At 41.7% G+C, this 14,086-nt stretch carries 12 protein-coding genes and 2 tRNA genes; all 14 read right to left on the reverse strand.

What is annotated here, in order from left to right:
• Nucleotides 1-162 precede the first annotated feature (162 nt).
• Nucleotides 163-1,113: a threonine ammonia-lyase gene (gene ilvA, locus M3206_RS04565; RefSeq protein WP_251311317.1), complete on the reverse strand. Its 951-nt coding sequence runs from the start codon at nucleotides 1,111-1,113 to the stop codon at nucleotides 163-165.
• A 42-nt stretch (nucleotides 1,114-1,155) separates the two neighbouring features.
• Complete coding sequence (gene leuD / locus M3206_RS04570) at nucleotides 1,156-1,749, reverse strand: 3-isopropylmalate dehydratase small subunit (RefSeq protein ID WP_251311318.1); 594 nt, start codon at nucleotides 1,747-1,749, stop codon at nucleotides 1,156-1,158.
• A complete protein-coding gene (gene leuC, locus M3206_RS04575; RefSeq protein WP_251311319.1) occupies nucleotides 1,736-3,172 on the reverse strand; it encodes a 3-isopropylmalate dehydratase large subunit in 1,437 nt (478 codons plus the stop codon). The genes leuD and leuC overlap by 14 nt, the downstream gene beginning before the upstream one ends.
• 18 nt (nucleotides 3,173-3,190) lie before the next feature.
• Complete coding sequence (leuB, locus tag M3206_RS04580) at nucleotides 3,191-4,285, reverse strand: 3-isopropylmalate dehydrogenase (protein ID WP_251311320.1); 1,095 nt, start codon at nucleotides 4,283-4,285, stop codon at nucleotides 3,191-3,193.
• Between the two features lie 18 nt (nucleotides 4,286-4,303).
• Nucleotides 4,304-5,845, reverse strand: a complete 1,542-nt coding sequence (locus tag M3206_RS04585) for a 2-isopropylmalate synthase (protein ID WP_251311321.1) — start codon at nucleotides 5,843-5,845, stop codon at nucleotides 4,304-4,306.
• Nucleotides 5,832-6,857 carry a ketol-acid reductoisomerase gene (ilvC, locus tag M3206_RS04590; RefSeq protein WP_251311322.1) on the reverse strand — a complete coding sequence of 342 codons (1,026 nt, stop codon included), beginning with the start codon at nucleotides 6,855-6,857 and terminating at the stop codon, nucleotides 5,832-5,834. The genes M3206_RS04585 and ilvC overlap by 14 nt, the downstream gene beginning before the upstream one ends.
• 15 nt (nucleotides 6,858-6,872) lie before the next feature.
• On the reverse strand, nucleotides 6,873-7,391 hold the full coding sequence (gene ilvN / locus M3206_RS04595) for an acetolactate synthase small subunit (RefSeq protein WP_251311323.1): 519 nt from the start codon (nucleotides 7,389-7,391) through the stop codon (nucleotides 6,873-6,875).
• Nucleotides 7,388-9,106, reverse strand: a complete 1,719-nt coding sequence (gene ilvB / locus M3206_RS04600) for an acetolactate synthase large subunit (protein WP_251311324.1) — start codon at nucleotides 9,104-9,106, stop codon at nucleotides 7,388-7,390. Before ilvB ends, ilvN begins: the two co-directional genes overlap by 4 nt.
• Nucleotides 9,107-9,553: 447 nt before the next feature.
• Nucleotides 9,554-11,221 (reverse strand): dihydroxy-acid dehydratase, encoded by a 1,668-nt coding sequence (ilvD, locus tag M3206_RS04605; protein ID WP_251311325.1) that lies wholly within the window; start codon nucleotides 11,219-11,221, stop codon nucleotides 9,554-9,556.
• A gap of 24 nt (nucleotides 11,222-11,245) precedes the next feature.
• A complete protein-coding gene (ilvE, locus tag M3206_RS04610) occupies nucleotides 11,246-12,148 on the reverse strand; it encodes a branched-chain-amino-acid transaminase (RefSeq protein WP_251311326.1) in 903 nt (300 codons plus the stop codon).
• A 313-nt stretch (nucleotides 12,149-12,461) separates the two neighbouring features.
• A tRNA-Arg gene (locus M3206_RS04615) sits at nucleotides 12,462-12,538 on the reverse strand.
• A 189-nt stretch (nucleotides 12,539-12,727) separates the two neighbouring features.
• Nucleotides 12,728-12,801, reverse strand: a tRNA-Gly gene (locus tag M3206_RS04620).
• Between the two features lie 90 nt (nucleotides 12,802-12,891).
• A complete protein-coding gene (locus M3206_RS04625; protein WP_251311327.1) occupies nucleotides 12,892-13,404 on the reverse strand; it encodes a metallophosphoesterase family protein in 513 nt (170 codons plus the stop codon).
• The gene (locus M3206_RS04630; protein WP_251311328.1) at nucleotides 13,389-13,997 is read right to left on the reverse strand and encodes an XTP/dITP diphosphatase; all 609 of its coding nucleotides are present in this window, start codon (nucleotides 13,995-13,997) and stop codon (nucleotides 13,389-13,391) included. Before M3206_RS04630 ends, M3206_RS04625 begins: the two co-directional genes overlap by 16 nt.
• Between the last annotated feature and the right edge of the window lie 89 nt (nucleotides 13,998-14,086).

A 14,086-nucleotide genomic window follows, 5' to 3' on the forward strand; every position in this document is an offset into this window, starting at 1 on the left:
GGCAAACTGGACATGGCGAGGGCCATGTCCAGTTTAATCCAGGTGTGTTTATTCAAAAATAATACTTAAAAACAACACAAACCCCATTTTCAACAAAGTTGAAATGGGGTTTGTCTACGTTCTGAAACTCTTAAAGGAGTGCTCCTTTAAGAGTTTTTACTTTCAGCTGATTCTTTTCATGTTCAGTTTATCAGCTAGCTCTTTGTATTGTGACCATTTATGAGGATCAACATTGCCCCCACTTAAAATCACACCTACTTTTTGGTCATCCACAAGATGATTGTGGAATAATACGGCTGCCAGGCTTGCCGCACCAGCACCTTCGACGACGATTTTCTCACGCTCCAGCATGAACATCATCGCAAAGGCGATCTGTTCTTCTGTTACTGTAACCATATCGTCTACGTATTTTCTTATTAAGGGAACCGTGAGTTCTCCAGGTTTTTTCACCGCGATTCCATCTGCTATGGATGGACGAGACAATGTTTTAACATTCGAACCTGTGAAAGATTGATGAACAGCACTCGCATTTGCCGATTGTACCCCGATGACACGGACGTCCGGTCTCAGCCTTTTAACGGCTAAACTGATACCAGCTAAAAGACCTCCTCCACCAACAGGAACGATGATCGACTTCAATTCAGGTTTCTGCTGCAGCATTTCAAGTCCCACTGTACTTTGACCCGCAATGACATCATAGTCATCGAAGGCATGAACAAATTTCGATCCGTTTATTTGTTCTTCTTTTTTTGCAGCTTCAAAGGCAGCTTGATAGTTTTCTCCTTGCAATACGATATCTGCTCCATAAGATTTTACGGCTTCTATTTTAGAGAGAGGAGCATTTTCCGGCATAAAGATTTTTGACTTGATACCTCGCTTCGAACAAGAGAGAGCCAATCCTTGAGCATGATTTCCTGCAGATGCTGCGATAACACCTCTTGCCGCTTCAAAGTCATTAAGAGTTGATACTTTATAATAAGCGCCTCTTAATTTGAAGGATCCTGTTTTTTGGAGGTTTTCCAACTTCATATAGACCTTGCCGCCCGTCCACTTATTTAAAGTAGCAGATTGTTTCAAAGGGGTACGGTGTGCAATCTTCGAGACTTCCTCCATCGCATGAAATAATTTTTCATTCGTGAATGTTAAATCCCCATGTCAACTCACTATCCTTTCCTTCTCATACTGTTTTATTTTATCTTCATATTGAAGTGTTACCGAAATTTCGTCCCAGCCGTTAATGAGCATCTTTTTCCAGTATGGATCGAAATCAAAATCAAATCGATCACCTTGTTCATTAATGACTTGCTGGTCTTCTAGATTGACGGTCAACTGATTGATAACCGTGTCAGAACCGTCGGTGTATAATTGCTGAATCTCTTTTTCAGAAAGCCTGATTGGCAAGATTCCGTTTTTTACACAGTTATTAAAAAAGATATCTGCAAAACTTTCTGCAATGATAACATGAAACCCATAATCTTTAAGCGCCCAAGGGGCGTGCTCTCTCGATGAACCGCATCCAAAGTTCTGGCCGGTTATTAGGATAGAAGAACCTTTTGTTTCTTCTTTATTTAGTTCAAAATCCGGGTTTTCTTGATCTTGAGAATGATATCTCCAGTCATAGAACAAAAATTCTCCGTACCCTGCTTTATCAATTTTTTTTAAAAATTGTTTGGGGATGATCTGATCTGTATCCACATGATCCCTTTTGAGGGAAGCGGCTTTGCCCGTATGTGTTTTAAATCCCGACATATCGGTCCACCTCCGGATTTTGATTTTGAAGCATCGAACGGACATCCGTAAATTTCCCATGAATGGCAGCAGCTGCAGCCATTATCGGACTAACGAGATGTGTTCTTGCTCCCTTCCCTTGTCTCCCTGCAAAGTTTCGGTTTGAAGTAGACGCGCATCTTTCACCTTCAGGAACAATGTCATCATTCATGCCCAAACACATGGAGCATCCAGAATCTCGCCATTCAAAACCAGCATCTAAAAAGATTTGGTGTATCCCGAGGCTTTCTGCTTCTTTTTTAACCGATTGTGACCCTGGGACAACAATCGCCCTCACACCAGGGTGCACTTCTTTACCTTTAACCAAAGCTGATGCCTCTAAGAGGTCACTTAACCGAGAATTCGTGCATGACCCGATAAAAACATGCTGGACTTCAACATTTTCCAATTTTTCATGACCCTTAAAGCCCATGTAAGAAAGTGCATTTTTGATCGATTGCTTTTCCTCTGCTGATGAAGCAGATTCAGCTGTTGGAATCTGACCGCTTACCGGTAAACACATGGATGGAGTCGTTCCCCATGTGATCATAGGTTCAATGTCAGCAGCATTAATCTCTATGACTTGATCAAATACTGCATCCTCATCTGTAGCGAGATTCTTCCACTCTTGGCACTTTTCCTTAAATTCATTTCCTTTTGGTGCGTAAGCTTTCCCATCCATATAGGCGAATGTTTTTTCATCCGGGGCGACTACTGAAGCTTTTGCACCTGCTTCAATCGACATATTACAAAGCGTCATTCTCTCTTCCATCGTAAAACTACGAACCGTACTTCCTGAGAATTCGATGATATGACCTGTTCCTGCGTTTGTTCCATATTTAGCAATAAACCATAGAATTACATCTTTGGCCGTAACTCCGTAGCCTAGTTCTCCTTCAATCTTTACGTTCATCTGCTTTGGCTTGTTCTGCCATAGTGTTTGCGTTGCTAGAACATGCTCGACTTCACTGGTCCCAATTCCAAACGCAAGTGCTCCAAATGCACCATGTGTTGAAGTATGACTATCACCACAAACGATGGTTTTACCTGGAAGGGTAAGCCCTAATTCTGGACCAATAACATGTACGATTCCTTGTTTTTGAGAATCTAGCCCCTCTAGTTTTATTCCAAATTCCTCGCAGTTTTTTTCGAGCGTCTCTACTTGAAGGCGAGAAGTTTCATCTTTAATGTTAAACCGGTCTACGGTCGGGATATTATGATCCATAGTGGCGAAACACAAATCCGGTCTTCTTACCTTTCTGTTCTTTTCTCTTAAACCAGCAAACGCCTGGGGAGACGTTACTTCATGAAGCAGATGAAGATCAATATATAAGAGGTCGGGTTTATTCACTTCTTTTGCTACAACATGACTTTCCCACAATTTATCTATTATTGTTTTACCCAATGGCTGGCGCCTCCCTTCCTACACATACACCTCAAGAAGTGTCGCACTTGTTGAATCTTCAATCATTCTAAAGTGAATCTGATTGACCATTTCTTTTGTAGAAACTAGATTGCCTGTTCCATCATAAATGTCCTGCGTTCGGTAACCGGCTTGCAATGTCTCAAATACAGCCAATTCAACAGCAGCAGCTTCTTTTTCAAGGTTGAACGAATGGCGAAGCATCATAGCGGCACTTAGTATCATGCCAATAGGATTTGCTTTCCCACTCCCCGCAATATCAGGAGCAGAACCATGAATCGGTTCATATAGTCCTGGTCCTTCTTGGCTTACTGAAGCAGAAGGCATCATCCCTAGAGATCCTGGGATAACTGATGCTTCATCAGATAAAATGTCACCAAACATGTTCTCAGTTACAACAACATCAAAACTTGACGGATGGCTGATCATCCTCATCGCTGCGTAGTCTACTAGTAGATGCTCTGTTTCAACATCACTATATTTCTTAGCTGTTTCTTCAACAACTTCTCTCCACAGCTTACTCGTCTCTAGCACATTCGCCTTATCAACTGAGGTAACTTTCTTCCTTCTCACTCTTGCCAATTCATACGCTTTTTCAATGATTCTTGTAATTTCTTCTCTCGTATAAGCAAGTGTATCAACCGCTTGTTTTTCATCTCGTGTTTTCGGCTCTGAAAAATAGATGCCGCCCGTTAATTCTCTTACAAATACAAAATCCGAACCTTTTACTCTGTCTGTTTTAAGGGGAGATAGATTTTCAAGACCTGGAAAAACAGTAACGGGCCTAATATTAGCAAAAACATTCAATTCTTTTCTTAAAGCTAAAAGTCCTTGTTCAGGTCTTACGTTTTGACCGTCCCATTTCGGTCCACCGACCGCTCCTAAGAGGACAGCATCACTATTTTTACAAGCTTCTAGCGTATCTTCGGGAAGTGGTTTTCCTTCATGATCAATGGCTGCCCCACCAAACAATTTTTCTGTCGTTTGAAATTCGTGACCGAACCTTGCCGCCACACCTTCTAAAACTTGCAGAACACCTTTCATCACTTCAGGACCGATTCCGTCTCCAGGTAATACCGTTATCTTCTTTTTCATCTAACTTCCCTCCCTAGTTTAAATACTCATTTTTTCATAATTCGTCTTATCAGAATGAAGCTGAAGTTTATTGAACGCATGAACGTAAGCTTTTGCTGAAGCTTCAAGGACATCCTGTGCCGTTCCGCTTCCGTTAACTTCTTTGCCATCACAGACAATCTGTACAAATACTTGAGCAAGTGCATCCCTGCCAGCTCCTACAGATTGAATTCGATAATCATTCAATTTCAGCGAGGATGGAAGCATTTTTCCGAGTGTGTTATAAATCGCTTCTACGCTTCCAGAACCTGTTGCAGCATCTTGAATGACCTTTCCATCAGGGGTTAGAAGTCTTAATGTTGCCGTAGGGATTTGGTTCGTCCCATAGTTCACTTGTATATCTTTTAATTGATAAAGAGGCACTTCAGGCTGGATCCGATGATCGATCAATAGGGCGAAGATGTCCTCTTCTGTCATTTCCTTTTTTCGGTCAGCAAGTAGTTTGAAATCATCAAACAAAGCTTTTAATTTGCTCTCTTCTGGCTGAAATCCTAACTTGGCTAAATAATCCCTAAAGGCATGACGACCGGAATGCTTGCCAAGTACTAACTGATTAGAAGGTACTCCGACGAGTTCAGGGGTAATGATTTCATAAGTCGACTTTTCTTTGAGCATGCCATCTTGATGAATCCCAGACTCATGAGCAAATGCATTCTTGCCCACCACTGCTTTATTTGGAGGAACCGCAATTCCCGTAAGACGGCTTACTAGCTGACTCGTACGACTGATCTCGTTCAACTTCAGATTGGTTTTTGCCTGGTAAAAATCTTCTCGAATGGCTAGCGCTACTGCAATTTCTTCTAAGGATGCGTTGCCAGCTCTTTCTCCGATTCCATTGATTGTACATTCGATCTGGTCCGCTCCATTTTCAACAGCAGAGAGTGAATTCGCTACCGCCATTCCGAGATCATCATGACAATGAGCAGATAAAACAGCTTGCTGTATATTCGGTACGTTCTTAATCAAATACTGAAATATTTTTCCGTATTCTTCAGGATTCGTGAATCCTACTGTATCCGGAATATTGATAACGCTTGCTCCTGCATCAATTACTTCTTCCACAATCCGCGCAAGAAAAACAAGATCTGATCTACACGCATCTTCTGCAGACCATTGAACAACCGGGAATTTCTTCTTTGCGTACTTAACAGCTTCAACGGCCGTTTCTACGACTTGATCAGGTGTTTTTTTCAGTTTGTATGTCATATGAATCGGTGAAGTTGCTAAGAATATATGCAGTCTAGGTTCTGCAGATACTTTCAGTGCTTCCCATGCGTGATCGATATCTGATTGATTCGATCTCGCCAATCCAGTCACAGACGAATTTTTAATAATAGAGGCTACTTTTTTTACAGCTTCTAGATCTCCTTTGGAGGCTGCAGGAAAGCCAGCCTCCATAACATCCACACCTAATCGTTCAAGTCTTTTAGCAATCTCTATCTTTTCTTCTGTATTTAGATTAACCCCTGCTGTTTGTTCTCCATCACGAAGTGTTGTATCAAAGATTTCAATTTTTCGCACTGACGACAGCCTCCTTCTTCTGTTTTGCTTTAACGAATGGCATCATCGCACGTAATTCCCTCCCAACTTTTTCGATTGGGTGATTTTTCTCTTGATAGTTCACGACATGGAATACCGGACGATTCGCTTGGTTCTCTAAGATCCAATTCTTAGCAAACTCTCCGTTCTGAACATCTTTTAAAACTTCCTTCATCGATTCTTTTACTCTGCCATCGATCACACGTGGTCCTGACTGAAAATCTCCCCATTGCGCTGTGTCAGAGATCGAATGTCTCATTCCTTCTAATCCACCTTCATACATTAGGTCAACGATCAGCTTTAACTCGTGCAAACATTCGAAGTAGGCAACCTCTGGCTGATATCCCGCTTCTGTAAGTGTTTCAAAGCCCGCTTTAACAAGTGATGACAATCCTCCACAAAGGACAGCCTGTTCTCCAAACAAATCAGTTTCTGTTTCTTCCTGGAAGCTTGTTTCCAATACACCAGCACGAGCAGAACCGATACCTTTCGCATACGAAAGAGCTGTTTCTCTAGCGGTACCTGTAGCATCTTGATAGATTGCAAACAATGCAGGAACACCTTCACCCGCTTCAAACGTTCTGCGTACTAGATGTCCTGGACCTTTAGGAGCAACCAAGAACACATCCACATCTTGAGGCGGTACAACTTGGTGATAATGAACATTGAATCCATGTGCAAACACGAGTGCATTTCCTGGAGAAAGCTCTGGAAGGATTTCATTTTTATATACTTCAGGCTGTCTTTCATCTGGAAGCAATACCATTACTACATCTGCTTGACGTGCTGCCTCGCGAACAGGATATACTTCAAATCCGTCTTTAACTGCTTCATCAAAAGATCTACCTTCCCGTACACCAACTACAACATCATAGCCCGAGTCTTTTAAGTTCAATGCGTGTGCGTGTCCTTGTGATCCATACCCAACTACTGCTACCTTCTTGTTTTTTAATACATCGTTTGTTAGATCGTTTTCGTAATATACTTTAGCCATTTTTAATAATCTCCTTTACATAATAGAATAGGGATGAAGCTCTAAAACTTTCTTTTGTGTTCCTCTTGGGATCGCTGTTAGACCCGTTCTTGAAATCTCTTTGATTCCATATGGTCTTAACAACTCGATCAGTGCATCTACTTTTTCACTGTCACCTGTTACTTCGAGCGTAACGTTCTCCAACGAAACATCGAGAACTGTAGCCCTGAATGGTTCAATCAGCATCTTGATCTCACTTCGCGTATCCGGCGTGGTCAAAACTTTGATGAGTGCCAACTCTCTTGAAACAAGAGCCATATTCGTGAGATCACGAACTTTTAAGATATTGATCTGTTTATGAAGCTGTTTAACCAACTGCTCAGCTTTTCTGTCATCTTCAACCCAAACGGTCAAAGTCACTTTTGAAACAGCAGGATCTTCTGTATGTCCAACGGTAATGTTTTCAATGTTGAACTGTCTCTTCGTCAGCAACCCCGTTAACCGATTTAGAACACCGCTTTCGTTTAACACGGTTGCGGAGATAATACGTCTCATCCTCTCACTCCAATCATTTCATGAAGTCCTTTACCTGGAGCAATCATCGGATATACATTTTCATCAGCTGTTACGGCGCAATCTAAAACAAAAGGTTTTTTTGATGATAGAGCAGCCTCTAAGGCCTCCCTTACTTCCTCTTCATTTTCAGCCCGTTTGCCTTCAATGCCGTATGCTGCAGCGAGTTTCACAAAATCAGGCTGGATATCTAGGAGCGAATGTGAGTACCTCTTTTCGTAAAAGATCTCTTGCCACTGCCGAACCATACCAAGTGATTTGTTGTTTACAATCACTACGATTACAGGCAGTTCCCAATCTTGGAGAACACCCAGTTCTTGCAGGGTCATCTGAAATCCTCCGTCTCCTACAACGGCGATTACCGGAAGATCTGGTCTTCCTACCTTGGCTCCAATTGCTGCAGGGAAGCCAAAGCCCATCGTTCCTAACCCGCCAGATGTAATCCATCTGTTTGAAGTTGAAAACGTATAATATTGCGCTGCCCACATCTGATGCTGTCCAACATCTGTCGATACGATGGCGGCACCTTTTGTGACTTCGTGCAAAATTTCCATCAATTTTTGCGGTTTTAATTCTTTTTCATTCGATTTATAGGTGAGAGGCAGTTCGCTTCGGTATTTGGAAAGTTGAATCACCCAGTCATTAAAATTGCTTTTTTCACCTTGTGTCTGATTTAAAGCTTTCAATGTTTCTTTCGCACATCCAACAATAGGGATCTCTGTTGGTATGTTCTTTCCGATTTCCGCTGGATCAATATCAATATGGGCAACGACCGCTTTTTTTGCAAAATGATCAAGGTTTCCGGTCAGTCTGTCATCAAACCTAGCACCGATCCCGATTAGCAGATCACAATCATAAAGGGCCATATTTGCGGCATATGTGCCATGCATCCCAGCCATTCCATAACATAAAGGATGATCTGCCGGGAACCCTCCAAGTCCTAATAATGTTTGAACCACAGGAATCTGATAATATTCAGCAAAAGCCAGTAGTTCTTCCTCTGCTCTAGCTGCAAGTACTCCTGCTCCAGTAAGGAGTACGGGCTTTTTTGCAACCTGCAAGGCTTCGTTCAGCCTTTTTACTTGGAGGATGTTCGGTTTCATTGTCGGCTGATAGCCAGGGAGATGAAGGTCTGAAACCTCTTTTAAAGGAGCCTGGTTTACAGCGATGTCTTTTGGGATATCGATCAACACAGGTCCTTTTCTGCCGGTGTTCGCAATATGGAAAGCTTCTTTCATGATCCGCGGCAGATCCTCCGCTTTCTGCACCTGATAGTTGTGCTTTGTGATCGGCATTGTAATCCCTACAATATCTGCTTCTTGAAAAGCATCCGTTCCTATAACTTTTGTTGCGACTTGCCCAGTAAATATAACAAGAGGGATCGAATCGATCATGGCATCAGCAATACCTGTTACAAGATTGGTAGCACCCGGACCGGACGTGGCAAGTACCACACCTGGTTTTCCAGTCACTCTCGCATACCCTTGAGCTGCGTGTATTGCACCTTGTTCATGCCGTGTCAGTACATGCTTCATTTCTGCTTTGTAAAGAGCATCATATATGGGAAGCACTGCACCTCCTGGATACCCAAAAACCACGTCTACCTTTTCATTCTGCAGTCCTTGAATAAATAGTTCAGCGCCAGAGACTAATGAAGATTCAACAGTTTTTTGTTCAGCCACCCAACTGGCCTTCATTTTCATTCCTCCTTCATCTTTTGAACCATTTTATTTTAAAAGGCTTTCTCCTACTTGGAGGGGCTGTTTCCTCTTAATTTGTCACTCCAATCAACTAGTCCATGCAGCGCATAAATAGAGCAAAAATTTAGAAAACAGCCAATAAAAAAACTTCTCCACCCAAATGGACAGGAATATCCTATCCAAAGGGGTGAAAAAGTTCATTTTCACGGTACCACCCTTCTTCGCAGTGTCTTCAAGAAGACTCCGCCTCATGACGGACAAGCCGTCATTTGATAACAAGCGATAAATAAAATATTGAATCATCGCTTGGCCCTTCCTACTCAAGTTATTTTTCAAAAGGACACTCAGGAGGGATGTCCTGGTATTTGGAATAACCGGCTCACAGCAACCCGGCTCTCTGTGTATTCCTCATCTACCATTGTTCTCCGTCATCGTTTTGTGGTTTTAAATTTTTAAGATCCCGCCAGTATTAGCTGAAGTTACTAAAGCAGCGTATCTGGCTAAATAACCTTTTTTGATTTTGGGTTCAGGTTTAACCCAGTTCTCTTTTCTTTCGTTCAACTCATCTTCTGTCAGCATTACATGAATGGACCGATTGATTAAATCGATTAAAATCGGGTCTCCACTTTCGATGAAGGCAATCGGACCTCCTTGAGCTGCTTCCGGTGAGATATGACCGATTGAAATCCCCCTGGATGCTCCTGAAAAGCGTCCGTCTGTTATGAGAGCGACTTTTGTACTTAATCCCATCCCTGCTATAGCAGATGTAGGAGAAAGCATCTCAGGCATGCCCGGTCCACCTTTAGGACCTTCATAGCGTATGACTACAACATGCCCTTCTCGTACTTCACCGTTGTTGATTCCTTTAATCGCTTCATCCTGAGACTCATAGACAATAGCTTCTCCTTGAAATGTCTTAATCGAAGGGTCCACCGCTCCAACTTTTATTACACAACCATCTGGTGCTAAGTTTCCATATAAGATGGATAACCCCCCAACTGGTGAATAAGCATTGTCCTTTCGGCGAATTACATCGTCGTCTAAGATCTCTGCATCACGAACTCTCTCTTCAAGAGTTTTACCGGATATGGTTATACGGTCATTATGAATAGCGCCTTCTAACTTACAAAGTTCATTGATGATTGCACTTACACCGCCAGCCCGGTGAACATCCTGCATGGAATAATCAGAAGCAGGAGAAATCTTAGATAAATAAGGAATTCTTTCAGCGATCTCATTAATTCTTGTCAGGTCATAATCGATCTCAGCTTCATTTGCTATTGCAAGCATATGAAGAACAGTGTTCGTCGAACCACCCATCGCCATATCGAGTGCAAAAGCATCATCAATCGCTTCTTTCGTAATGATATCTCGAGGACGAACATTTTCTTTTACCAGATCCATGAGAGAGTGGGCCGCATCACGAATGAGGGCTCTTCGCTCATCTGAGGTCGCTACAATTGTACCGTTACCCGGCAATGTAATCCCCAGCATTTCCATAATTGAATTCATACTGTTTGCTGTAAACATTCCTGAACAAGATCCGCATGTGGGACATGCACTTGTTTCAAGCTCCAGCAACTCTTCTCGGGTCATTTTTCCGGCTAAATGAGAGCCAACACCCTCGAAAACGGAAGCAAGTGATAGTGACTTGCCTGCCATTGATTTACCAGCTTCCATCGGTCCACCTGAAACGAATACTGCCGGTACATTCGTACGTACGGCTGCCATAAGCATTCCAGGTGTAATCTTGTCACAGTTTGGAATATAAAAGACTCCATCGAACCAATGAGCATTGATGACCGTTTCTGCGGCATCAGCAATGACTTCTCTACTTGGGAGGGAATACCTCATACCGATATGTCCCATCGCGATACCATCATCAACACCGATCGTGTTGAATTCGAATGGGATTCCACCAGCTTCCCTGATCGCTTCCTTAACCCATTCACCTACTTTGTTTAAATGCATGTGCCCCGGAATAATATCAACATAGGAATTACAAACACCGATAAATGGTTTATCCATATCTTCTGGTGCTACACCCGCTGCGTGGAGAAGACTTCTATGCGGGGCTCGGTCGACACCTTGTTTGATCATATTACTGCGCATGTTCGAAACACTCCTATACTACGATTATCCTGCTTGCACGGTCTGTCCTGAATAAACCTTCACACCTTCTTCAACGACTTTCTTTCTGAAGGCTTCTAATAGTTTATTTGTGTGTTCACCGGGTGCTCCATTTCCGATCACCCTTCCATCAACCTTCACTACCGCAATGACTTCAGCAGCTGTTCCTGTAAGGAAAACTTCATCCGCTACGTACACATCGTGTCTTGTAAAAGGCTCTTCAACCATGTTGTATCCAAGTTCCTTTGCGATCTCTACGATAGCGTTTCTCGTAATTCCTTCTAGGGCACCTAAGTACCCTGGAGGCGTTTTAATCGTGTTTCCTTTAACGATAAAAACATTATCAGCAGATCCCTCTGCTACATATCCTTGATCATTAAGCATCAAGGCTTCACTAACGCCTGCTAGGCTAGCTTCAATTTTTACTAAGATATTATTTAAGTAATTCAATGATTTAACTTTAGGACTTAATACATCAGGTCTGTTTCTTCTGCTGGCAACCGTAATGATTTCAAGACCTGTTTCATAAAGTTTTTTAGGAAAAAGAGCTAGCTGCTCTGTGATTACAATGACTCCAGGCTTTCCGCATGTGAACGGATCTAATCCTAAATTACCTTTTCCTCGTGAAACAACTAATCGGATATAAGCATCACGATATTTGTTTTTCTGGAGCGTTTCTACAATGATGTTCGTTAACTCTTCTTTAGTGTGTGGAATGTTTAACATAATGGATTGAGCAGATTCGTATAAACGCTGCAAATGTTCCTCTAATCGATACACGTTGCCATTGTAGACGCGAATGCCTTCAAACACCCCATCTCCATATAAAAAACCATGATCATAAACTGAAACTTTTGCATCGTCTTTTAATACGTACTCACCATTAACATAAACCCATTGCTCCTGCATCGTGATCCTCCTTTACTTCAAAAATGAATTATTAGAATTTTTTAAATACAATTAATAATTGTTGATAATATTACGCCCCTATCGCTCTAGGGTCAACCATGAATTTTGATAAAAATATTTAATTCTGACAATTCTGATATTTTGTACGCGCTTACATGCCCATGGTTAAGGGAAAAATGAAATTCACGTCTACTTTTGTAAACATTTTTGAAGCGCTTTCAACTTTATGTGAGAAAAATAAAAAGACATAAAAAAACACGCTCCGCATCCTTTAATGGAGGACACGAAACGTGTTTGGTTATGTAATATATGATGGCGTCCCAGGAGAGATTCGAACTCCCGACCGTACGCTTAGAAGGCGTATGCTCTATCCAGCTGAGCTACTGGGACATATGTATTGGAGCCCCTTTCGCATAGCAATGCGCTTTCCGCAATTACCATGCGCTGCGGGCACACAGTGATTTGTTCCACCTGTCGACCGTGGAGACAAATATGTTTTTTATAACATGCATTTTAAATGTAAGATCTGTAAACTTCAGATGTAACTCTTTTGTGCCATTTGAACGTGAGAAAAACAAATGGAGCGGGTGATGAGAATCGAACTCACGACCAGAGCTTGGAAGGCTCTTGTTTTACCACTAAACTACACCCGCAGACATATTAGATCTTGTCGCGACGACATAATTTAATATACATGATATCCACAAAAGAGTCAACCCATTTCTTTAAAGTTTTTTGTGACTTTACTTAAATTCTTTAGAAAGATGATCGATCCGCTTTCCGTCTAAAGAATAAAAAACAACTGACGTATTGCCTTCATTAACCTCTAATATAGCATAAGTCTTTTCAAACGTTCCCCTAGGAAGTCTTATACTTCCTGGATTAATAAAAATCATACCTTCTCGTTCGTATGCTTCAGCAACATGTGAATGGCCGAAGCAAGCAAAACTTGCTCCTGTTTCTTCTGCTCTGTATGCTAGGGCCATATGAGACATTTTCACATCATAAAGATGTCCGTGAGTAATATACACACACTTATCTCCTAGCATCTCTATCGCTTCGTTTGGAAAGTCTTTTCCAATAAAGTCCATATTTCCTCTTACTGTAACATACCCAGATAATTCTCTTGCATCCGTTTCAAGTTCAGAATCTCCGCAATGAATGAGCAGATTAATTTCATCTTCATGGCGTTTTTTTATCGTTATTAGTTCTTCTCTTAGTCCATGACTGTCACTAACAATCAAGGCCTTTGCCATAGCATGTCCTCCTTGCTGATAAAATCTTTTAATTTTTTCAAAGCGACAGCTCTGTGGCTGATTTTATTCTTTTCTTCTTTCGACAACTCTGCCATGGAACAATTGAGTTGTGGAAGGTAGAAAATTGGATCATATCCAAACCCTTCATTCCCTCGTCTCTCTGACAAGATTTCACCTTCGCAAGTTCCTCTTACGACAAATGTTTTCTTTTCGGGTCTAGCAAAAGCTAATGCACAGACAAAACGTGCTGTCCGATCTGGCTTTGCAACATCACTCATTTCTTTTAATACTTTATCCATGTTAGCCTCATCACTTTTCTCGCTTCCCGCATATCTTGCCGAATAAACGCCAGGTCTTCCTTCTAGTGCATCTACTTCCAAACCAGAATCGTCAGCGATAACGGGAATATTCATCATGGAACAAATGGCTTCTGCCTTAATAATCGCATTTTCGTCAAATGTAACCCCTGTTTCTTCGACATCTGGGCTATTTTTTATGTCCAGCAATGAAAGGACTTCGATACCTAAGTCTTTGAACATCGCTTGAAACTCTTTAACTTTTCCTGTGTTTTTTGTTGCGATTAAAATTTTCATATATTGTCCTCCACTATCATCGCCCCTAAATCACCTTGTAATAAATCATAAAAAAAGAGACGATTTTCTCGTCTCTTTACTTTATCACA

It is taken from the genome of Fictibacillus phosphorivorans (assembly GCF_023715845.1).
Lineage (GTDB): Bacteria > Bacillota > Bacilli > Bacillales > Fictibacillaceae > Fictibacillus > Fictibacillus phosphorivorans_D.